The 19,717-nt window shown below is 59.5% G+C and carries 17 protein-coding genes, 2 tRNA genes and 1 pseudogene; 9 read left to right on the top strand and 11 right to left on the bottom strand.

The window, feature by feature from the left end; translation table 11 throughout:
• Positions 1 to 134 (top strand): annotated as a pseudogene (locus AXW79_RS22635) (IS630 family transposase); the annotation flags it as partial.
• A 361-nt stretch (positions 135 to 495) separates the two neighbouring features.
• Here the strand turns inward: AXW79_RS22635 and thrC are convergent.
• The 4 genes from thrC to AXW79_RS00815 form a co-directional block, all read right to left on the bottom strand.
• A complete protein-coding gene (thrC, locus tag AXW79_RS00800; RefSeq protein ID WP_005312426.1) occupies positions 496 to 1,770 on the bottom strand; it encodes a threonine synthase in 1,275 nt (424 codons plus the stop codon).
• Positions 1,767 to 2,735 carry a homoserine kinase gene (thrB, locus tag AXW79_RS00805; protein ID WP_011898971.1) on the bottom strand — a complete coding sequence of 323 codons (969 nt, stop codon included), beginning with the start codon at positions 2,733 to 2,735 and terminating at the stop codon, positions 1,767 to 1,769. Before thrB ends, thrC begins: the two co-directional genes overlap by 4 nt.
• 40 nt (positions 2,736 to 2,775) lie before the next feature.
• On the bottom strand, positions 2,776 to 5,268 hold the full coding sequence (thrA, locus tag AXW79_RS00810) for a bifunctional aspartate kinase/homoserine dehydrogenase I (RefSeq protein ID WP_005312421.1): 2,493 nt from the start codon (positions 5,266 to 5,268) through the stop codon (positions 2,776 to 2,778).
• Positions 5,269 to 5,518: 250 nt separating this feature from the next.
• Complete coding sequence (locus AXW79_RS00815) at positions 5,519 to 6,211, bottom strand: tRNA/rRNA methyltransferase (RefSeq protein WP_005312418.1); 693 nt, start codon at positions 6,209 to 6,211, stop codon at positions 5,519 to 5,521.
• Between the two features lie 266 nt (positions 6,212 to 6,477).
• Between AXW79_RS00815 and aceK the strand changes: the two genes are divergently transcribed.
• Positions 6,478 to 8,205: a bifunctional isocitrate dehydrogenase kinase/phosphatase gene (gene aceK / locus AXW79_RS00820; RefSeq protein WP_005312414.1), complete on the top strand. Its 1,728-nt coding sequence runs from the start codon at positions 6,478 to 6,480 to the stop codon at positions 8,203 to 8,205.
• Positions 8,206 to 8,376: 171 nt separating this feature from the next.
• Here aceK and AXW79_RS00825 read toward each other — a convergent pair whose 3' ends face one another.
• Positions 8,377 to 8,775, bottom strand: coding sequence for an META domain-containing protein (locus AXW79_RS00825; protein ID WP_005312410.1), 399 nt, complete (start codon positions 8,773 to 8,775; stop codon positions 8,377 to 8,379).
• Positions 8,776 to 8,947: 172 nt separating this feature from the next.
• Here AXW79_RS00825 and AXW79_RS00830 point away from each other — a divergent pair, with 172 nt between their 5' ends.
• Positions 8,948 to 9,424, top strand: a complete 477-nt coding sequence (locus AXW79_RS00830) for a hypothetical protein (protein ID WP_005312407.1) — start codon at positions 8,948 to 8,950, stop codon at positions 9,422 to 9,424.
• Between the two features lie 4 nt (positions 9,425 to 9,428).
• Here AXW79_RS00830 and AXW79_RS00835 read toward each other — a convergent pair whose 3' ends face one another.
• Together AXW79_RS00835 and AXW79_RS00840 are read right to left on the bottom strand one after the other, a co-directional pair.
• Positions 9,429 to 9,908 carry a putative 4-hydroxy-4-methyl-2-oxoglutarate aldolase gene (locus tag AXW79_RS00835; RefSeq protein WP_005312402.1) on the bottom strand — a complete coding sequence of 160 codons (480 nt, stop codon included), beginning with the start codon at positions 9,906 to 9,908 and terminating at the stop codon, positions 9,429 to 9,431.
• Between the two features lie 42 nt (positions 9,909 to 9,950).
• Positions 9,951 to 10,367 (bottom strand): DUF3293 domain-containing protein, encoded by a 417-nt coding sequence (locus AXW79_RS00840; RefSeq protein WP_005312400.1) that lies wholly within the window; start codon positions 10,365 to 10,367, stop codon positions 9,951 to 9,953.
• A 376-nt stretch (positions 10,368 to 10,743) separates the two neighbouring features.
• Here AXW79_RS00840 and arcA point away from each other — a divergent pair, with 376 nt between their 5' ends.
• Positions 10,744 to 11,463, top strand: a complete 720-nt coding sequence (arcA, locus tag AXW79_RS00845; RefSeq protein WP_005312398.1) for a two-component system response regulator ArcA — start codon at positions 10,744 to 10,746, stop codon at positions 11,461 to 11,463.
• Between the two features lie 132 nt (positions 11,464 to 11,595).
• On the opposite strand, the gene AXW79_RS00850 is transcribed toward arcA, so the two are convergent.
• Positions 11,596 to 11,670 (bottom strand) — tRNA-Gly (locus AXW79_RS00850).
• A 100-nt stretch (positions 11,671 to 11,770) separates the two neighbouring features.
• Positions 11,771 to 11,844 (bottom strand) — tRNA-Gly (locus tag AXW79_RS00855).
• 201 nt (positions 11,845 to 12,045) lie between these two features.
• Here AXW79_RS00855 and cydD point away from each other — a divergent pair.
• The 4 genes from cydD to AXW79_RS00875 all read left to right on the top strand — a co-directional run bounded on the left by cydD (position 12,046) and on the right by AXW79_RS00875 (position 16,489).
• A complete protein-coding gene (gene cydD, locus AXW79_RS00860) occupies positions 12,046 to 13,815 on the top strand; it encodes a heme ABC transporter permease/ATP-binding protein CydD (protein ID WP_005312396.1) in 1,770 nt (589 codons plus the stop codon).
• Positions 13,808 to 15,553: a heme ABC transporter ATP-binding protein/permease CydC gene (cydC, locus tag AXW79_RS00865; RefSeq protein WP_005312394.1), complete on the top strand. Its 1,746-nt coding sequence runs from the start codon at positions 13,808 to 13,810 to the stop codon at positions 15,551 to 15,553. Before cydD ends, cydC begins: the two co-directional genes overlap by 8 nt.
• 168 nt (positions 15,554 to 15,721) lie before the next feature.
• The gene (gene rcsF / locus AXW79_RS00870) at positions 15,722 to 16,093 is read left to right on the top strand and encodes an Rcs stress response system protein RcsF (RefSeq protein ID WP_005312392.1); all 372 of its coding nucleotides are present in this window, start codon (positions 15,722 to 15,724) and stop codon (positions 16,091 to 16,093) included.
• Positions 16,094 to 16,102: 9 nt separating this feature from the next.
• Complete coding sequence (locus tag AXW79_RS00875; protein WP_005312389.1) at positions 16,103 to 16,489, top strand: DUF488 domain-containing protein; 387 nt, start codon at positions 16,103 to 16,105, stop codon at positions 16,487 to 16,489.
• Positions 16,490 to 16,546: 57 nt separating this feature from the next.
• On the opposite strand, the gene AXW79_RS00880 is transcribed toward AXW79_RS00875, so the two are convergent.
• On the bottom strand, positions 16,547 to 17,524 hold the full coding sequence (locus tag AXW79_RS00880) for an NAD-dependent epimerase/dehydratase family protein (RefSeq protein WP_005312388.1): 978 nt from the start codon (positions 17,522 to 17,524) through the stop codon (positions 16,547 to 16,549).
• Positions 17,525 to 17,759: 235 nt separating this feature from the next.
• Between AXW79_RS00880 and tsaA the strand changes: the two genes are divergently transcribed.
• Positions 17,760 to 18,464: a tRNA (N6-threonylcarbamoyladenosine(37)-N6)-methyltransferase TrmO gene (gene tsaA, locus AXW79_RS00885; RefSeq protein ID WP_005312386.1), complete on the top strand. Its 705-nt coding sequence runs from the start codon at positions 17,760 to 17,762 to the stop codon at positions 18,462 to 18,464.
• Positions 18,465 to 18,539: 75 nt separating this feature from the next.
• Here the strand turns inward: tsaA and AXW79_RS00890 are convergent, their stop codons facing one another.
• Positions 18,540 to 19,661, bottom strand: coding sequence for a beta-ketoacyl-ACP synthase III (locus AXW79_RS00890; RefSeq protein ID WP_005312379.1), 1,122 nt, complete (start codon positions 19,659 to 19,661; stop codon positions 18,540 to 18,542).
• Between the last annotated feature and the right edge of the window lie 56 nt (positions 19,662 to 19,717).

The following is a 19,717-nucleotide window of genomic DNA, read 5'->3' on the forward strand; positions in this document are numbered from 1 at the left end:
TGCACAAGTTACATGAAACCATCACTCGCTATCATCATGTCAGAGGGATGGCCAACCTTCTGGCTCGAGTGAAATACTTCATGGATACCGTGTCTCCTTTCCCCTGGAATGGCTATGGCACAGCGAAGTTGTAGCCCTATTAGGTTCAGTTATTTAGTTATCAGCTGACACCGGCCTCTACAAGATAGTGACGATTGTCCTGTCAGGATCAACTACAGCATGTTCATATCTGCCGTGATGCATTGGATGAAGCTGACGCTCAAATGCCCCAATAGTTAATCCACCTCCAACCGATACTACATTTCAATCCCCAGCAACAAAGGCAGACTCAAAAAACGCCGACACCTAAGTGATCTGGCGGTATGAAACATGATCAGATTGTTGTACGACTTATCGAGCCGCCGCTCGAACTTAAGTCACCTTTCCTTCTACAGAAATAAAAATCCCCCGTTACCGGGGGATTTTTATTTCTATCGGTTATCTCAGCTCAGCGGCTTAACCCACCAAAAACGCCCTTAACCGGGCAAACTCCGCTGGCAAATTAACGGAGAGCAGCGGCAGCTCAGCATGCTTGGCAAGCGGGCCGGGCAGCGGCACATCGAGACTCAGGATCTCGTCCACCGACTCCTTGAACTTGGCGGGATGGGCGGTGCACAGGAACACCCCTACTTCGTCCTCGGCCAGCTGTTCGCCCAGCAGATCCCAGGCAATGGCGCCGTGGGGCTCGCACAGGTAATCCAGCTGATGCAGGCGTTTGAGGGCATCGCGGGTCTGAGCGTCGTCACGCATGCCGGAGCCCAAGGTTTCCAGCGCCCAGCCTTCGCGGCGGCACAGCTCTTCCACCCTAGGCCAGTTGTTGGGGCGGCTCACGTCCATGGCATTCGACAGGGTCGCCACTGTCTGGTGTGGCTCCCACTGACCGGATTTCAGGTAGCGCGGCACTGTGTCGTTGGCGTTGGTGGCGGCGATAAAGCGCTTCACCGGCAACCCCAGCGCCTTGGCAATCAGGCCTGCGGTCAAGTTGCCGAAGTTGCCGGACGGCACGCTGATAACCGCCTTGGCGCGGTCGGCTTTGGGCAACTGGGCCACTGCTTCGAAGTAGTAGCAAACCTGGGCCAGCAAGCGGCTGATGTTGATGGAGTTGGCGGAGTTCAGGCCAATCGCCTTTTTCAGCGCTTCGTCGTCAAAGGCATCTTTCACCAGCGCCTGACAGGCATCGAAGTCGCCATCGATGGCGATGGTGCGGATATTGCCGCCCAGGGTGCAGAAGAGCTTCTCCTGCAGGGGGCTTATCTTGCCCTTGGGGTAGAGAATGACCACCTCGATCCCCTCCAGCCCGTAGAAGGCGTGAGCCACGGCGGCGCCGGTGTCGCCGGAGGTGGCGGTGAGTATGGTGATCTTGTCGTTGGTGCGGAAGGTCGCGAGGCACTGGGCCATAAAGCGGCCGCCAAAATCCTTGAATGCCAGGGTCGGGCCGTGGAACAGCTCGAGGGCATAGGTGCCATCCTTGAGCTTCACCAGCGGTGACGGGAAGGTGAAGGCGGCGTTAATCAGCCCGCTTACCTTGGCGGCGGGCACTTCATCCCCCAGCAGGTGGTTGATGATGCGGGCAGAGCGTTCGGCCAGCGGCAGATCCAGCAGGGCATCCACATCGGCCAGTGGCGCAATCACCTCGGGGAAGAAGAGCCCCTGATCGCGACCCAGCCCCTGACGCACCGCCTGCGCGAAGCTCACCTGTTCACTCTTGTCCTTGATATTGTAAAGATTCATAGCTCGCTTCCTGTTACCCGTGCCCCAGCCATGTCCAGTTTGCAGACCCGGGCAAATCCATCTTCGTTCTGCACAAAATGTGCGTCCATCCAATCCTTCATGCGCTCGGCCTGGGCCAGATCCTTCATCACCACGAAGACGCTGGGGCCTGAGCCGGAGATGCCGGTGGCCAGCGCCCCGTTCTGGGCCGCCTGAGCCCGCACCTCGTTAAAGCCTTCAATGAGCGCCGCGCGGTAGGGTTCGGCAATCACGTCTTTTAGTACGCTCGCGGCCAACCCTTCTTGCCCGGTGTAGCTGGCGTGGACAAAGGCAGCCAGCCGACGACCGTAGGTGAGGCAATCCTGACGGCGATATTGGGCAGGCAAGATTGCGCGGGCGGCGGCGGTGGAGACCACTGTGCCCGGGTAGCAGACCACCCAGTACCACTGCTCGAACACCGGAATGCCCTGACTGATGACGCCGTGCTCTTCCAGCACCAGCTGCATGCCGCCCAGATAGCAGGGAGCCACGTTGTCGTAGTGGACGGAGCCGGAGATGCGCCCTTCCATCTCCCCCATCAGCAGCAGCATGTCGTGCTCATTAAGGGGCGCGCCGTGGAAGGCGTTGAGCCCCTCCAGCGCGGCCACCACGCTGCAGGCGCTGGAACCCAGACCCGAGCCCACCGGCAGGTTCTTCTCCAGCACCATTTCGAGCGGCTGCATGGTCAGGCCACGCTTCTCCAGCGCCTCGCCATAGGCAACCCAGCAGTCGTAGAGGATGTTCTTTTTCGGATCGTCGGGCAACTTGTGGGCGTAGCGGCCCACGGAAGAGAGGGCAAACGCTACGTCAGCCGCTTTCACCTGCACCCGATCGCCCAGCAGGGAGCCATCCACAGGGGCGAGCGCCGCCCCCAGTACATCGAATCCCACGCTCAGGTTGGCGCTGGAAGCGGGAGCGTAGGCAACTACGCTGCCGCCCTGCGCCATGGCATCTTGTTCAAAATCGGGGTTCATCGCTGAACTCATGTTACAGCTCCTGCTTCCAGTTCTGGGTGCGCAGCACGTCGGCGAAGACACCGGCGGCGGTCACTTCGGTCCCTGCGCCATAGCCGCGCAGCACCAGCGGGATGGGCTGGTAATAGGTGGAGAAGAAGGCGAGCGCGTTCTCCCCGTCTTTTACCTTGAACAGGGGCTCGTCGGCACCGACCGCCTTGATGGCGACCTTGCACTTGCCTCCTTCGATGGAGCCCACATAGCGCAGCACCTTGCCTTCACGCTGGGCGGCCGCGAACTGGTCACGGAACCAGCCGTCAGCTTCGGGCAGGCGGGCCATAAAGGCTTCCACATCGCCGCTGACGTCAAAGCCCGGCGGCAGCGCCTGCTCCACTTCCACGTCGGAGAGCTCCAGCGCCATGCCCGCTTCACGGGCCAGAATGAGCAGCTTGCGCGCCACATCCATGCCGTTGAGATCATCGCGGGGATCCGGCTCGGTGAAGCCGTTGCCGCGGGCAATCTTGGTCGCCTCGGAGAAGGCCATGCCCTCATCCAGCTTGCCAAAGATAAAGGAGAGCGACCCGGACAGCACGCCGTCGAAGGCGCGCAGCTTGTCACCGGCCTTGATCAGGTTCTGCAGGTTCTCGATGACCGGCAGGCCAGCACCCACGTTGGTTTCGTACAGGAACTTGCGGCGAGTCTGGCGGGCGGTGCGGCGCAGCGCCTTGTAGTAATCGAGCGACCCTGTGTTGGCCTTCTTGTTCGGGGTGACCACATGGAAACCGGCGGCCAGGAAGTCGGCGTACTGAACGGCGACGGCCTCGCTCGAGGTGCAATCGACGATCACCGGGTTGATGAGGTGGCTCTCTTCCACCAGCTTTTGCACCGCTTCCAGGCTGAAGCTGTCACGGGCTTCCACCAGCTGTTCACGCCAGTTGGCCAGTGCCAGTCCATCCTTGTTGACCGCCATCTGGCGGCTGTTGGCGATGCCGACCACCCGCAGGCCTGTGCCCTGCTCGGCCAATACCGGCTGCTGGCGGGCAATCTGATCCACCAGGGCTGCGCCAACGCCGCCGACACCGACCACGAACAGATCGATGAACTGCTGGCTGCCGAAGAAGTTCTGGTGGCAGGCCTTGATGGCTTCCGCCACCTTGCGATCCCGCACCACGGCGGAGATGGAACGCTCGCTCGACCCTTGGGCGATAGCGACGATATTGATGGAGGCTTGCGCTAGGGAGGTGAAGAAGCGCGCCGCCATCCCCTTGCTGGTGCGCATGCCATCACCGATCAGGGAGATGATCGCCAGATCGCTGATGATATCCAGTGGCTCCAGCAGCTGGTTCTTGAATTCGAGCTCGAACTCGCGCTCCAGCACCTTGCGGGTCTTCTCCTGGTCATAGCTGTGGATACAGAAGCTGACGCTGTACTCGGAGGATGACTGGGTGATGAGGACGATACTGACCCCGGCGCGGGAGACGGCGGAGAAGATGCGGCCGGCCATGCCCACCATGCCCTTCATGCCGGGACCGGAGACGTTGAACATGCACATGCCGGAGAGATCCGAGATGGCCTTCACTTTCAGGTCATCATCCCCCTGCTCGACGCCGATCAAGGTGCCCGGCCCCTGCGGGTTGAAGCTGTTCTTGATGAGGCAGGGAATGTGGAACTGGGCCACGGGGGCGATGGTTTTCGGATGCAGCACCTTGGCACCGAAGTAGGAGAGCTCCATCGCCTCTTTATAGGAGAGGGTCTTCAGCAGATAGGCATCCGGCACCAGGCGCGGGTCACAGTTGTAGCAACCTTCCACGTCTGTCCAGATCTCGCAGCATTCGGCATCGACACAGGCGGCCAGCACGGCGGCTGAGTAATCCGAGCCATTGCGACCCAGCAACACGGTTTCACCCTTGTCGCTGCCGCCGGTGAAGCCCGGCATCAGGTAGAGGCATGACGCTTTTCCAGCGGGGCTCTGCCCCTCTACAGCTGGACGCAGCCCCTTGGCGGCAAAGCGCAGGCGGGAGGCTTCGATGTCGACATGGGCTTCCAGATAGCCGCCGTCGGTGACCAGCAGTTGTTCCGGCACTATGATACCCAGCTCGAGGCCACGCACTCGCAGCAACTCGTGCATGAAGGCGATGGAAAGGTTCTCGCCACGGCTCAGAATGCGGGCCTGCACGTTGTCCGGGCAGAGCCCCAGCAGACGAATGCCCTGCATCAGTCGCTCGACCTGATCCAGCTCGGCGGTGAGACGGGCCTGCAGCGCCTTGTCATCCAGCGCAGGATAGGCGGCCTTCAACCCGGCCAGCAGGCGGGAGAAGATGCCGTTGATTTCAAACAGGGTGGAACTGGCATCCATGCCGCGACTGGTCTGCTCCACCAGGGCGACCAGGTGATTGGTCACCTTGGCCGGTGCCGACAGCACCAGGGCAACCTGGGATTGGCCGTGGGTATTGACCGCGATATCCGCTACCCGTAAAAAACGCTCTGCATCGGCCAGTGACGACCCGCCAAACTTCAACACTCTCATCGCTTTCTCTCCCTGTAAATCTATGAAATTCAATCTAAAAACCAATCCAACAAAAAGGCCCGTACTGGGTGGGTACGGGCCTTTTCTGATTTCTGTGCTTGTTCGTCAGCGCATCAACCGGCCCCAGTGCCACCTGTGGTGGTACCGGTAATAATGGTGGTAGTGATGACGTTAGTGAATAACTGCATGACGAACACTCTTGAACGAAGCTGGCTTTTAGCAATACCGCGGCTGGCCTTGGGCTGTCAACTTAAACCTCTTTGCCAAATCGGCGAGCAAGGTCTTTGCAGAGCAGGTGCAGCATGTTCAAATCCCGCTGTGGCAGCATGGGCACCCGGTCCATCACCCATTGATGCAGTTTTTCATCCTGCGAAACTCCGAGTTCACCAAGTATTTCTGCTGTTTTGTGTTTCAGTACGCGAACCTGTCCAACACTATCAAAATTTTCTGCTACGGCTTGCGGCTCATCCAGCAACTGGCTCATCTCGTAGGCATACAGCATGATCGCCTGCCCCAGGTTCAGGGACGGGTAGCTCACCTTGAGCGGCAGATAGCTCAGCAAATCCGCATGGGCCAGCTGCTCATTGGAAAGGCCTGACTCTTCACAGCCAAACACGATGGCGACTTTGTTTAGAGACGGCTTGGCACGGATTTGATCGCGAATTTCCCCCGGCGTGAGGTAGTGCTGATAACGGCCACGCTGACGGGCCGTGGTGGCGATCACCAGATCCATATCGGCCAGCGCCTCCGGCAAGGTGTCGAACGCCTCGGCCTGGGTCAAAATCTCCTGCGCCCCATGGGCCACCCAGCTCGCCTCCTCCTCTTCGTGTACCCGGCTCGCCACCAGTCGCATGGCATCGAAGCCCATGGTTTTCATGGCGCGGGCAGCGGCCCCGACATTGGGTGCCCGGGCAGGTGCCACCAGTACAAAATAGAGCTTCATTGGGTTTCCTCTTGGGCTGGGCCGACATCTGAAACAGGCTGCAAACCGTCGGCAAAACAGGGGCGCAATCTACCGTTTATCCCCAAAAATTGCCACTTGAACAGATGTTTGAATGTTGCCATAGTGGCCAGACGTGTGAACAAAATGCCAGCCATTCCCGGCATGAATGCCGTGAGTGATTGAGCGCTTGCAGGGCAAGGACAGGACGACAGACCAGCCCCGGACTCAGCCGCCATACCAGCCGACACATCACAAGGAAGAGAGAGATGCAGCAGCCATTGGAACAGGCCGTCGCCGAGACGATCTTGCAACGCTTCGAGTCGTTTTACAGCCGGTTTCTCGAAATAACCCAGGGCAGCAAGAGCCGCTTCGAAAACAGTGACTGGCTGGGAGTACAGCTGGCCGGACGCGAGCGCATTCGCCTCTATGATCACCACGTCGGCGCCACCACGGCCCTGATCAAGCAGATGATGGGGGAGCATCACGCCACTCAGGAGCTGCTCAAACGGGTGAAAGGCGCCTTCAGTGATCTGCTGCCCCGTTGTGACAACTTCGAGGTGGCGGAGTCCTTCTTCAACTCCGTCTATCGCCGCATCTTCCGCCATCGCAACATTCGCGACGAGAACCTCTACATCCATCCCTTTCGCAGCCGGGGAGAGCATCCCGACTTGAGCGCCCTGCTGCGGGTCTATCGCACTGACCTCACCCATCTGCCCCAGACCCTGAGCCAGATGCTGGGGGATTACAGCTTCACCCTCCCCTATGAAGACAAGCAGCGCGACATTGTCGACATCCACCGCCATCTTGCCGAGAACGGCCCGCAGATCCTGCATGAAGAGCCCTTCGCCATCGAGCTGCTCAAAGAGGTGTTCTACCGCAACAAGGGCGCCTATCTGGTGGGACTTATTCGGGTGAAGGGGCAGGTGTTCCCCTTCATTCTGCCGCTGCTCAGCACAGGCCAGAGCATCTATGTGGATACCGTCATCTTCGAGCCGGAGCTGGCCTCCATCGTGTTCGGCTTCGCCCGCGCCTACTTCATGGTCTACGCCCCTGTGCCGGCGCTGTTTGTGGTGTTTTTGCGCCAGATCATGCCCCACAAGCCCGATTATGAGATCTACAACGCCATCGGCTGCCAGAAGCACGGCAAGACTGAGCTCTATCGTCACTACCAGCAACACCTGGCCCAGAGCCGGGAACAATTTGTCATCGCCCCCGGCATCAAGGGAATGGTGATGAGCGTGTTCACCCTTCCCTCCTACGACGTTGTGTTCAAGGTGATAAAGGACGAGTTCACCCCGCCCAAGGATGTGAGTCACGAGCAGGTGCGGGCGAAATACCGGCTGGTAAAACAGCACGATCGGGTGGGCCGCATGGCCGATACCCAGGAGTTCACCAACTTCGAGTTCCCCCTGGATCGCATCTCGCCCGAGCTCCTGGCAGAGCTCAAGACGGTGGCCCCCTCTGCGCTCACCATCACCAGTGACAAGCTGGTGATCAAGCACCTCTACACAGAGCGCAAGATGATCCCGCTCAACCTCTATCTGGACAAGGCGGACGAGCAGCAGACCCGGCTCGCGCTGGAGGAGTACGGCAACGCCATCAAGCAGCTGGCGGCGGCCAACATCTTCCCGGGAGACATGCTGTTCAAGAACTTCGGCGTCACCCGCCACGGCCGGGTGGTCTTCTACGACTACGACGAGATCTGCTACATGACGGAGTGCAACTTCCGCCAGATCCCGCCACCCCGCTACCCGGAAGATGAATGGAGCGCCGAGCCCTGGTATTCGGTGGCCCCCAACGACATCTTCCCCGAGGAGTTCGCCACCTTCCTGCTGCAAAAGCCCCAGGTGCGGGAGATCATGATGCAGCTGCACAAGGAGATGTTCGACGCCAACTACTGGAAGATGCTGCAGAGCAACATCAAGGTGGGGGTGTTCGAGGATGTCTATCCCTATCGACGCAAGAAGCGCTTCAAGTTCCAGCGAGGGGGATGAAGAGGCGAGCCTCGCCTTGCTGCCAACTTGAGATGCAATGCATATTGCGACGGCAGAACCGGGAGTCTTGCCACAACGCTATGGCGCAGTATTGAAAAAGGGACGCCGCGGCGTCCCTTTTTGATAGCAGCTGCCGGCTCACGCTACGACAACCTCTGACAGAAATATCAGTTATTTGGCCGCAGGCATGGCGTCGAAAGTGAGCAGTGCAACCTTGTTGGCATCGCTCAGCACCAACTGCTTGCCGCTGACCTTGAAGGTCGCCACCTTCTCCAGTTGCTGCAGATAGATCATCTCTTTGCCAGCCAGATCACCCGGGCACATCATGCGGGTCGAGCCCATGGCACCCAGCGTCAATACGCCGTCACCCTGCTGGGTGATACCGCCAAAATAGCGGTTGCAGCCGCCCTTGCCCGCCACCTTGTCACCCGCTACTTGCAGGGTGAAGGTATCATCGCTCGCACCTTGCAGTTGCCAGGTAGACGCTTGCAGCGCAGCCAGATTGGAACCAGTGGTCATGGCGCAGCCTCCCAGAGCCAATGCGGCCAGCAGGGTCAGTTTCTTGTTCATGGGTTCACCTCTTGATATAAGCGGAATAGGGGAAGGAACGTGATGATGGTGGCCTGTTTATCACGAGACCGAGGCAGATTAAAACTCTTTTATTGTGATCTCCGTTCCCTTTACTACCAACTGGCATGTGCCATGCTTGTATTCCTGTTCCGGACCCAGGGAGGGGAAAAGAATGGTTAAATCACTCATCGTCACACTGGTTTCATGCTTAAGCCTCAACGCTCAGGCCGCCGACTGGGATTTTCTCAAGAGCGAGGCTGACAGCCAGCTCTACGTCAAAAGCTACTCAGGCGTGCTGCTCGACAGCCAGACTCATCACAGCGACAGTTTCGACCTCTGGCTCATCAACACCGGCTATCAATATCCGATCATGGATGACGTCAGCCTCTACATGGAAGCGGGCCCGGCCATAGGCCCGCACAGCGAACAGTCCGGCTACAACCTGAGCTCGGGGGTGCGCTACCAGTTCTCCCCCACATTGAACATCGGCAGCCAGCTCAAACAGCTGGAAGTGCACAAGGCCAGCACACTGCTGGAGCTCAACACCAGCCTGCTGCTTACACCGCAGCTCGCCATCACGGCCAACTACGGCGTGAGTACATTCAGTACTGAGCACTCCCTCAGCCTGGGCGTAGGCTTCAACTTCTGACCGATCAGATAAGCCGGGTGGCACTGACCAGTACGCCGTTGAGGTCGGCGTAAACATAGTCACCCGGATGTATGGTCACACCGGCAAACGACACCACGGCATCCAGCTCTCCCTGACCCAACTTCTCTGTTTTGACCGGGCAAGCTGCCAACGCCTTGACCCCCAGCGCCAGGGTTGCCAGTGTCCCCACATCGCGCACAGCGCCAAAGATCACTATTCCCTCCCAACCCTGCTCCGCCGCCTTGATGGCCAGCTGATCGCCGAGCAAAGCACGGCGCAACGAACCGCCGCCATCAATCACCATCACCCTCCCCTGACCGGGACGGTTGACCAGCTCTCGCACCAGGCTGTTGTCTTCATAACAGGAAAGCGTGACCGCCTGGCCATAAAACAGCGGCTTGCCACCAAAATCGTGAAACAGTGGATCGGCGACTTGCAGGGCATCACCGTGTTGATCACAGAGGTCGGGCAGTAGATCCAGCATCATAAGCTTCCTTCCATGGACATGAATTCGCTCATTCTTTCATCAAGCCGTTGATCTGACAATCCAGTGGGATTCAATTTTGCCCAAATGGAGTGGTTCGCCTTTCATCAGCACGGGCTGCAACCAGAGCTCGCCCTGCTCCACCCAATAGATGGCGTTCTGGCCGAAACGCGCTGCCAAATCGATGGCCTCACCACGAGAAGAAGCCAGCGCCAGCGATGATTCTCGCCAACTTGCATCAGGAGCACTGCCCCACAATGGCCCCAGCGCCATCATGGTGGGAGACGCGGCGATAGCCCGCCACAGGGCGCGCTGACGGCGGGTATTGCGACGTATTCCCACCTCGCGGCTGGCTGGATTCCAGGCCGTCACAATGGCGTAAACAGGCCATTGAGGTGCCAAAAATGGTGCAATAAAACAAATTTTTTTGTAGTTTTCCCACAAAATCATGTCAACCACATGTTACATTCCATTACATTTTATAAGGGCGAAAATGGGGGTAACCCCAAGTATCATGCTGTGAACTCAGGGTTTGACCTATATCAATCCAGAGTTAAAAAGTTGCTATCTGACGGCAAAGAGTGTTGTTATGCGCCTGTTAACTGATAAAATGCAGCCACTTTTGTAATGGACTACCTTTCCAGGCTTCTCTCGATCAGACTTGTTGAGAGCCCACGTGTGGCACAGGGATGTTTGCCGACGCTGATGCCAAATTCGCGATAATCCGACCTGACATTCATACCCAGGATGACGTAATAAATTTTCAGGACCGGTCGGGTAACGCCAAAGAGTGTTAAAATTTAGATAACTAACTGATAAGAATCTGGGAATACTCATGCAAACACCACACATTCTGATCGTCGAAGACGAACTGGTCACCCGCAATACCCTGAAAAGCATCTTCGAGGCCGAAGGCTACGTTGTACTCGAGGCCAATAATGGCGACGAAATGCATCAAGCCCTCACTGCCCACACCATCAATCTGGTGATCATGGACATCAACCTGCCGGGCAAAAATGGCCTGCTGCTGGCGCGCGAGCTGCGTGAAGATGACAACATCGCCCTGATGTTCCTGACCGGTCGTGACAATGAAGTGGACAAGATCCTGGGTCTGGAAATCGGCGCCGATGATTACATCACCAAGCCGTTCAATCCCCGTGAATTGACCATTCGTGCCCGCAATCTGCTGAGCCGCACCATGAATGTAGCCGCTGGCGGCGAAGAGAAGAAGCTGGTTGAGCGCTACCTGTTCAACGGCTGGGCACTGGACATCAACAGCCGCGCACTGGTCAGCCCGGCTGGCGACATGTTCAAGCTGCCCCGTTCAGAATTCCGTGCCATGCTGCACTTCTGCGAAAACCCGGGCCAGATCCAGACCCGTGCAGAACTGCTCAAGAAGATGACAGGTCGTGAGCTCAAGCCCCATGACCGCACTGTGGATGTCACCATCCGCCGCATTCGCAAGCACTTCGAGAGCGTCAACGACACACCTGAAATCATCGCCACCATCCATGGCGAAGGCTACCGTTTCTGTGGCGAGCTGGAGCAGGAATAAGCCCGTTTCGTCATTGCAGAGTGAGTTTACGAGGCGCCCATGGCGCCTTTTCTCTGCCTGATGTTTGCCATCGCCCAGCGCAAACACAAAACAAAAAGCCCACTCGCAGGAGTGGGCTTTTTGCATGAAAGCTGGAGCGGGCAGCGGGAATCGAACCCGCATCATCAGCTTGGAAGGCTGAGGTAATAGCCATTATACGATGCCCGCAGGACATCAAAATCAAGTGCGAGATGGGAGTTCAACCCCCTTGCAATCAGCCTGTGGGCTTGTGCAGTTACCGCATTGATGCAGGCTTTGCATCTAAATTTGGAGCGGGTGATGGGAATCGAACCCACGTATGCAGCTTGGGAAGCTACCGTTCTACCATTGAACTACACCCGCGTCAGGGCCTCTACTATATGCATTTTGCCGCTGAGCGCAATCACCGCAATGGTGTTTTTTACCATAAATCAAGCTGTTCGACCAACTAATGAGCAGCAAGGTGTTTTTTCAATCAAACATTTTCAACACCAGAAATTTACAAGGTTGCCAAGCCTGAGGGGCGAGGATAGTCTTGCGCCACTCGACGCGAGGATGGTGGTAATGGATAAAAAAACTCAAAAACGTCTTTATGGCTGGTTGCGCAACCAATCGAGCCACGGCCGACGCTGGATCGGTCTCTCCATCGGCTTTGGCCTTGGTCAGGGCATCTTGATGGTCGCCCAGGCCTGGCTGCTGGCGACCCTGTTGCATGGCTTCATCATCGAGGGGGCAACCCCGGAGCAATCCATTCCTCTCTTTATTACCCTGCTGCTGGTCACCCTGATCAAGGCCACTTTGGCCTATGGCCGCGAGGTTGCCAGTTTCAAGGCGGGCAGCGCTGTGCGCCAGGCCATTCGCGAGCTGGTGCTCACTCGCCTCAGCCGTCTCGGTCCTGCCTATATACAGCGCCGCCCTGCCGGTAGCTGGGCCAGCCTCTTGCTGGAACAGATTGAAAATATGCAGGATTTCTTCTCTCGCTATCTGCCGCAGATGGCCATTGCCGTCTTTATTCCGCTGGTGATCCTGGTGGCCGTGTTCCCGGTCAACTGGGCGGCTGGCCTGATCCTGCTGGGCACAGCCCCCCTCATTCCCTTCTTCATGATCCTGGTGGGTGTGGGCGCCGCCGATGCCAACCGCCGCAATTTCCAGGCACTGGCCCGTCTCTCCGGCCACTTTCTCGATCGCCTCAAGGGCTTGCGTACCCTGCAACTTTTCATGCGCACCCGAGCGGAGGGTGACGCCATTCGCGACGCGTCGGAAGATTTTCGCGAGCGAACCATGGAGGTGCTCCGTCTAGCGTTTCTGAGTACCGCCGTACTGGAGTTCTTCGCCGCCCTCTCGGTGGCGCTGGTCGCGGTATATTTTGGCTTTTCCTACATAGATCATCTGAATTTTGGCCACTATGGCACCAAGGTCACCCTGTTTACCGGCCTGTTCGTGCTGTTCCTCGCCCCCGAATTCTATGCCCCGCTGCGCGAGCTGGGCGCTAACTACCATGCCAAAGCGCAAGCCATAGGCGCGGCCGAACAGTTGCTGGAATTCCTCGAAGCCGAGGTCAGCGAGCCCGCCTCCGGCAATGCCTCCTTTCATGCCGACAGCCCCGTCAAGGTAGAAGCCCGTGCCCTGGAGGTGCTGAGCGCCGAAGGCAAGGTGCTGGTCGGCCCTATCGACTTCACGCTGGCAGCCGGTTCACGCACGGCACTGATCGGGATCAGCGGCGCGGGCAAGAGCTCGCTGGTCAATGCCCTGCTCGGCTTTGCTCCCTATCGTGGTGAGCTCAAGGTCAACGGGCAGGAGCTTGCCAGTCTCGACATGAGTCAGTGGCGACTGCAACTGGGCTGGCTCTCCCAGAATCCCCAGCTGTTTCACGCCTCCTTGCGCGACAACCTGCTGCTGGCCAAGCCATCTGCCAGCGACGCCGAGCTGGAAGATGCCCTCAAGCGGGCTCAGGCCTGGGAGTTTGCCATGGAGAAGGGACTCGACTATCCGGTCGGTGATCAGGCTGGCGGTCTCTCGGTCGGTCAGGCACAGCGTCTCGCCCTGGCACGCACCCTGCTCAAATCGACCCAACTGATGGTACTGGATGAACCCACCGCCAGCCTGGATCGCCACTCGGAGCGTGCCATCATGACCACGTTGGAACAGGCGACGGCAGGTCAAACTCTGCTGATGATCACTCACCGCCTGGATGAACTCACCAAGATGGATAACATCTTGGTGCTGGCCCGTGGCCAACTGGTGGAGCAAGGCGGCTTCCAGCAACTGAGCCAAGCCCAGGGGGCTTTCGCCAATCTGTTGTCCCATCGTTCCGGGAGTTCTCTCGATGACTGATCTATTGCCGTTTCTGCGCCTCTATCGTCAGCACTGGCTGAGTCTCTCGCTGGGCCTGCTGCTGGCACTGGTCACTCTGGTGGCCGGGATGGGGCTCTTGTCCCTCTCCGGCTGGTTCCTTTCCGCCGCGGCAGTGGCGGGAATGGCGGTCGCCAGCCGCGATACCTTCAACTACATGACACCGGCTGGCGGGGTACGTTTCTTCTCCATCATCCGCACCGCAGGTCGTTGGGGGGAGCGGGTGGTGAGCCATGACGCTACCTTCCGGGTACTGACCCGGCTGCGAGTCTGGTTCTGGCAAAAGCTCTCGCCACTCTCCACCGGCACCCTGGCCGGTTTTCGTCAGGCGGATCTGCTCAACCGGCTGGTGGCCGACATCGATGCGATGGATCACGTCTATCTGCGGCTGGTCACTCCCATAGGCGCAGCCCTGCTCAGTTGCACCGGACTGGTCATATTCCTCTCCTTCTTCGATGGCGGCCTCGCTCTGACTCTGGGCGCCATACTGCTGTTTGGCATGATTGCCCTGCCGCTGGTCTTCTATTACCTCGGTCGCCAGCCCGGTCAGGCGCTGATCGCGGAGAAATCGGCCATGCGCACCCGCATGGTGGACTATCTGGACGGTCAGGCCGAACTGCAGATGTTTGCCGCAGCCCCCAAGGCGCTCAGCGAGCTGCAACAGGCGGAACAGGCCCTGCTGACGGCCCAGGCCCGTATGGCAAGGGTGAGCGGACTGGCCAATGCCAGCGTGCAGCTCTTGAGCGGCTGGACACTCACCCTGATGCTCTGGCTGGCCGGTCACGGCGTGGCGGGTGCGGCGCCTGACCCCATCACAGCGCTGATGGTGTTCGCCACCCTGGCAAGCTTCGAGGCCCTGCTGCCGCTGGCGGGTGCTTTCCAGCACCTCTCCACCAGCCTCACTTCGGCTCGCCGCCTCAACGAGATCCTGCAGGAGGCCAAGGCCCCCGAGTGGGGGAACGAGCAGCAGCATGCCAAAGAGGGCGTCTTGCAGATAAGCGATCTCTATTTCGGCTATCCCGGCAACCCGCATCCCGTGCTGCGTGGCTGTACCCTGCAACTGCAGGCGGGTGAAAAACTGACTCTGCTGGGCCAGACCGGCTGCGGCAAGTCCACCCTGATGGGATTGCTGACCCGTGAATGGAGCCCGCAGGCGGGCAAGATCCTGCTCGATGGCAAGCCGTTGACGGACTACAGCGAAGGGGCGCTGCGCGCGTCTCTCTCTGTGGTGAGCCAGCGGGTTCATCTGTTTGCCGCCACCTTGCGCGACAACCTGAAACTGGCCGCCCCCGGGGCCGGCGATGAGCAGCTGACCGAGGTGCTGAGCCAGGTCGGTCTGGCACATCTGCTGGAGGATGAGGCGGGCCACAGCGACACCGGGTTGAATGCCTGGCTCGGAGATGGCGGTCGCCCCCTCTCGGGTGGCGAACGACGCCGTATCGGTATCGCCCGCGCCCTGTTGCACGATGCACCGCTCTGGCTGCTGGATGAACCGACCGAGGGCCTCGACAGCCAGACCGAGCGGGAGATCATGGATCTGCTGTTCAAGCTGGGGGCGGATCGCACCCTGCTGCTCATCTCCCACCGCTTGCTGGGGCTGGAGCAGATGGACCGTATTGCCCTGATGGAAGAGGGGCAGATCCGTCTGTGTGCGCCTCATCATGATCTGCTGGCTGACGACCACTATCGCAGCCTCTATGAGCGACTGACACCGGCTTGAGAATGAAAGAGGGAGGATACGTCTGCGGACACCTCCCTCCTTTAAGACAGGCCGGCGGAGCCTGTCTGATCCCCGTCACACCTCATCTTCACAGCTAAAATTGGGGCTGGTCGCAGGCAGCGACTGGCCCCTATAATGTCCGCCCTCACAGTTCAAAAAGATGCTGATATGAAACGCCTGATCCTGATGATGCCCCTGATTGCCTCCGGTTGCGCCGACTTCTCCTTCAACCGCAATCTGGACAAGGAAAACTTCGACGAGTACTTCAAGCCGGGCGGCGTTCAGATCTATGAACAGAACCAGCTGGCTGACCTCAACTACCTCTACCTCGGCACCGTCGAGGGGGAATCTTGCCAGAGCGATGCCAAGCAGCCGGTGCCCAACGCAGGTGAAGCGCGTACCCTGGCGCGTCGCCGCGTGGCCGACATGGGTGGCAATGGCGTCACCTTCGACAAATGCGCCGAGTTCAGTGACACTCCGGGCTGCCTGAAACAGGTGATCTGCTACGGGCAGGCGCTCAAAGTGGCACAAGAGAAGTAAGGATACCCCATGGCCCTGGCCATAGTCCGGCTCGGCAGTCCTCGTCTTGAAGGTGAAGGGTTGCGTATCGGCACAGTGCGGCGCCCGCCCCGTGGTGTGCCCAAGCACGCATTTGCCAGTCAGGATTGGTATGACGTCTGGTTTCCCAATCTGGCGCCCAGCAGCGACACCATGAAGCTGGGCCAGGCCGCCGATACGCCTGCCCTCTGGGCCGTTTTCTGCAAGCAGTACAAGGCCGAGATGGCCACCCCCTGTGCCCGCCACGATCTGGCGCTGCTGGCTGCCCTCTCCCATACCACCAATCTGTCGGTGGGCTGTTACTGCGAGCAGGCGTCTCGCTGTCATCGCAGCATATTGCAAGAGCTGCTGGTCAATTGCGGCGCCAAGTTACGCTAGAGGGCGTCCCGACAGACGCCCTCTTTCACTTCAATCACCATTCAGACAGAATAAGCCCTACAGCAGGCGCCGACGCAGCGCAGCCTCCTGCTCCGCAGTCATACCAGCCACCACGGCTCCCTCGTTGTCCATCAACCATTGCATCAGATCGGCGACCGTCTCCTCCAGCGGTCGAAAGTTGAGCCCCTGCACTATGGCAGCCTCGGCGCTGATGCGGCCATAGCCGGCATACTCAGCCAGCTCGTTTGGCAATAGCGTGGGATAGCTCTGCCAGGGCTCGACGCCGGCGGCCAGCAACTCGGGCCAGGGGCGCCACTGTGCTTGCCATTGTGTGGCGGGCGCCAGCCTGGCGGTGATGCGATCCAGCCAGTCCACCAGCGCAATGCCTGGTTTGAGCAGATTGAAACAGCCACCCAGCTGCTGCTCGGCAGCGCGCAGCACGAATTCGGCGCAGTCGCGCACATCCAGATATTGCAGTCGATCCTGCCCCTCCCCCGGCAGCAACCAGAGCCCCCCTTGCTGTATCCGTTTCACCCACCAGGCCAAGCGACCCGTGTGATCATGGGGACCGCACAGGACACCGGGGCGCAGGATGCAGAGCCGCTCGCCCCAATGATCCCGATACGCAGCTTCGCACAGTACCTTCAGCGGACCGTAATCGGTGGGCAATTCCCCCTCGACAATCTCGTGCAACGGTGCCGATTCATCCATCCCCCGCTGTGCGAAGTCGCGATAGACGCTGATGGTGGAGATAAAGATCAGCCGCTCGCAGCGCCCGAGCAGGGCTGCCGAGAGGCTCACCGCCTGCTCGGGACGGTAGCAACAGGTGTCTATGACCAGATCCCAGCGCAACCCTTGGCTTTGCAGGGGGCTCAGATCCTTGTCCCTGTCACCGTTGAGCTGAACCAGGTCACGCCAGTCCGGGTGCTGATACCGGCCCCGGTTGAATAGCGTCACCTCGTGCCCCCAGTCCAACGCCAGCGTGGTGAGGTGGCGGCCCAGAAAGCCGGTGCCACCGATAATCAGCAATTTCATCCATGTATCTCCAATCCGGCGCCATCTGAACGCCTTCGCCACAGAGCAGAGCGCGAATACCATCCCCTGCTCCATCTGCCCTCACCCTACGCAAGTTGGTGCCGGGGTACAGCTCCCCGAGTGCCGGTATGGGACGGGGATCACGACAGGACGCGGGAAATGAGCGTAGCGAGGCAGAGCCTGCGTTTTGAGGCTGCCTGTGCTAAATTGCCGGGGTTTTCAGTCAGGATCCGCCATGAAGTTCGAAATCGACACCCTCGGGATCATCCGCTCTCCCTACAAGGAGAAGTTCGCCATCCCCCGCCAACCCGGTCTGGTCAAATCGGCCCGCGCCCGCCTCGAGCTGCTGCCCCCTTACGATCAACCGGACGTGCTGCGCGGCATAGAGCAGTTCTCCCATCTGTGGCTAAGCTTTGTGTTTCACCAGACCATGGATCAGGGCTGGCACCCGACGGTACGTCCGCCGCGCCTGGGCGGCAACGAACGGGTCGGAGTCTTTGCCACCCGCTCCACCTTCCGCCCCAACCCGCTGGGCCTGTCGGTGGTCGAGCTGCACGGTGTTGGTCGCGAGCGTGGCAAACTGTGGCTGGAACTCGGCGCCGTGGATCTGCTGGATGGCACTCCTGTCGTCGATATCAAGCCCTATATTCCCTATGCCGACAGTCTGCCGGACGCCCGTGGCGGCTTTGCCCCCGATGCCCCCACCCCGCCTCTCGTGGTCAACTTCACCCCCGAAGCGGAGCTGCAGCTGCAACCCTGGCTCAAGGCTCACCCCGAGCTTCGTCTGCTGGTGAGCGAAGTGTTGGCTCAGGACCCTCGCCCCGCCTACAAGAAAGGCAAGCCGGACGAAAAGGAGTACGGCGTCAGGCTGTTTGATCTCAACGTACGTTTTCGCATCACAGAGCCCGACTGTCTGGTGTCGGCCATTGAGCCCGCCTGATCTCCACCTGCCTCAACCAATGAAAAAAACCACCCGTTCAGGTGGTTTTTTGCTACCGCAGCCGGATGGTGACGCTCACAGGCGCTGCAACAACAGGCTCCCTATCGAATAGCCGGCGCCGAAGGAGCAGAGCACGCCGCGGGCTCCGCTCGGCAGGTCTTGGTTAAACAGGTGGAAGGCGATGACCGAGCCCGCCGAGCTGGTATTGCCATAGCTGTCGAGGATCACGGGCGCCTCCTGCTGACTGGCATCGTGGCCCAGCAGCTTGCGGCCGATGAACTGGTTCATGGTGAGGTTGGCCTGATGCAGCCAGAGTCGGCTCAAGGAGTCCGCCGTCCAGCCCTGCTCATCCAGCTGACTGACAATCTGATCGCACACCAGCGGCAGCACCTCCTTGAACACCTTGCGCCCCTGCTGGCGGAACAGTTTGTCATCCCCATGACGGGTACGCGGACTGAGCCGGTTCAAAAATCCGAAGTTGTTGCGGATATTGTTGGAGTACTGGGTCACAAGCTTGCTGGCCACCAGTTGCCAGGGGTTGGCCACCTTGCAATCGGCCTCCCGCTCCAGCAGCACGGCGGTACAGGCATCGCCGAAGATGAAGTGGCTGTCCCTGTCACGAAAGTTGAGGTGCCCAGAGCAGATCTCCGGGTTCACTACCAGCGCCAGTTTGGCGGTGCCTGCCGCCAGCATGTCCACCGCCGTCTTGATGCCAAAGGTAGCGGATGAGCAGGCCACGTTCATGTCAAAGGCCATGCCGCTCGCCCCCAGATAGTGTTGCAACTCGATGGAGAGCGCCGGATAGGGCCTTGGCATGTTGGAAGCCGCCACTATCACCAGATCAATCTCACCCGGCTCCCGGCCGGCGGCAATCAGCGCCTGCTCGGCGGCAGCAACCGCCATCTCCACCATGATGGAGGGCTGATCGTCGGCCCGCTCGGGAAGCAAGGGCTGCATGATGTCAGGGTCCAGCACCCCCTCCTTGCTCACCAGATAGCGACTCTTGATGCCGGACGCCTTCTCGATGAATTCGCAGCTCGAGTGCTGCTTGGCGGATAGCTGACCCGCATCGATGGCGGAGGCATTTTCCTCGTTGTAGAGGTCCACATACTGGTTGAAGGCGGTCACCAACGCTTCATTGCTGACGGCAAAAGGCGGGGTATAGAGGCCTGATCCACTGATCACGATAGAAGTCATCTTTGCTCCTGGCCGGGTGCAATCCCGGCTTGTTGGTTTATTTGGGTAGAGAGGTC

Origin of the sequence: Aeromonas salmonicida subsp. salmonicida (genome assembly GCF_001643305.1) — a bacterium.
Classification (GTDB): domain Bacteria; phylum Pseudomonadota; class Gammaproteobacteria; order Enterobacterales; family Aeromonadaceae; genus Aeromonas; species Aeromonas salmonicida.

Coding starts and splice junctions, on each gene's coding strand:
- AXW79_RS00880 (WP_005312388.1), bottom strand. CDS start 17,524: ATGAAATTGCTGATTATCGGTGGCACCGGCTTTCTGGGCCGCCACCTC.
- rcsF (WP_005312392.1), top strand. CDS start 15,722: ATGAAACGCCTGATCCTGATGATGCCCCTGATTGCCTCCGGTTGCGCC.
- thrB (WP_011898971.1), bottom strand. CDS start 2,735: ATGGCGCAGGGCGGCAGCGTAGTTGCCTACGCTCCCGCTTCCAGCGCC.
- AXW79_RS00815 (WP_005312418.1), bottom strand. CDS start 6,211: ATGAAGCTCTATTTTGTACTGGTGGCACCTGCCCGGGCACCCAATGTC.
- AXW79_RS00830 (WP_005312407.1), top strand. CDS start 8,948: ATGGTTAAATCACTCATCGTCACACTGGTTTCATGCTTAAGCCTCAAC.
- AXW79_RS00875 (WP_005312389.1), top strand. CDS start 16,103: ATGGCCCTGGCCATAGTCCGGCTCGGCAGTCCTCGTCTTGAAGGTGAA.
- AXW79_RS00835 (WP_005312402.1), bottom strand. CDS start 9,908: ATGCTGGATCTACTGCCCGACCTCTGTGATCAACACGGTGATGCCCTG.
- AXW79_RS00825 (WP_005312410.1), bottom strand. CDS start 8,775: ATGAACAAGAAACTGACCCTGCTGGCCGCATTGGCTCTGGGAGGCTGC.
- AXW79_RS00890 (WP_005312379.1), bottom strand. CDS start 19,661: ATGACTTCTATCGTGATCAGTGGATCAGGCCTCTATACCCCGCCTTTT.
- thrC (WP_005312426.1), bottom strand. CDS start 1,770: ATGAATCTTTACAATATCAAGGACAAGAGTGAACAGGTGAGCTTCGCG.
- cydD (WP_005312396.1), top strand. CDS start 12,046: ATGGATAAAAAAACTCAAAAACGTCTTTATGGCTGGTTGCGCAACCAA.
- cydC (WP_005312394.1), top strand. CDS start 13,808: ATGACTGATCTATTGCCGTTTCTGCGCCTCTATCGTCAGCACTGGCTG.
- thrA (WP_005312421.1), bottom strand. CDS start 5,268: ATGAGAGTGTTGAAGTTTGGCGGGTCGTCACTGGCCGATGCAGAGCGT.
- aceK (WP_005312414.1), top strand. CDS start 6,478: ATGCAGCAGCCATTGGAACAGGCCGTCGCCGAGACGATCTTGCAACGC.
- arcA (WP_005312398.1), top strand. CDS start 10,744: ATGCAAACACCACACATTCTGATCGTCGAAGACGAACTGGTCACCCGC.
- tsaA (WP_005312386.1), top strand. CDS start 17,760: ATGAAGTTCGAAATCGACACCCTCGGGATCATCCGCTCTCCCTACAAG.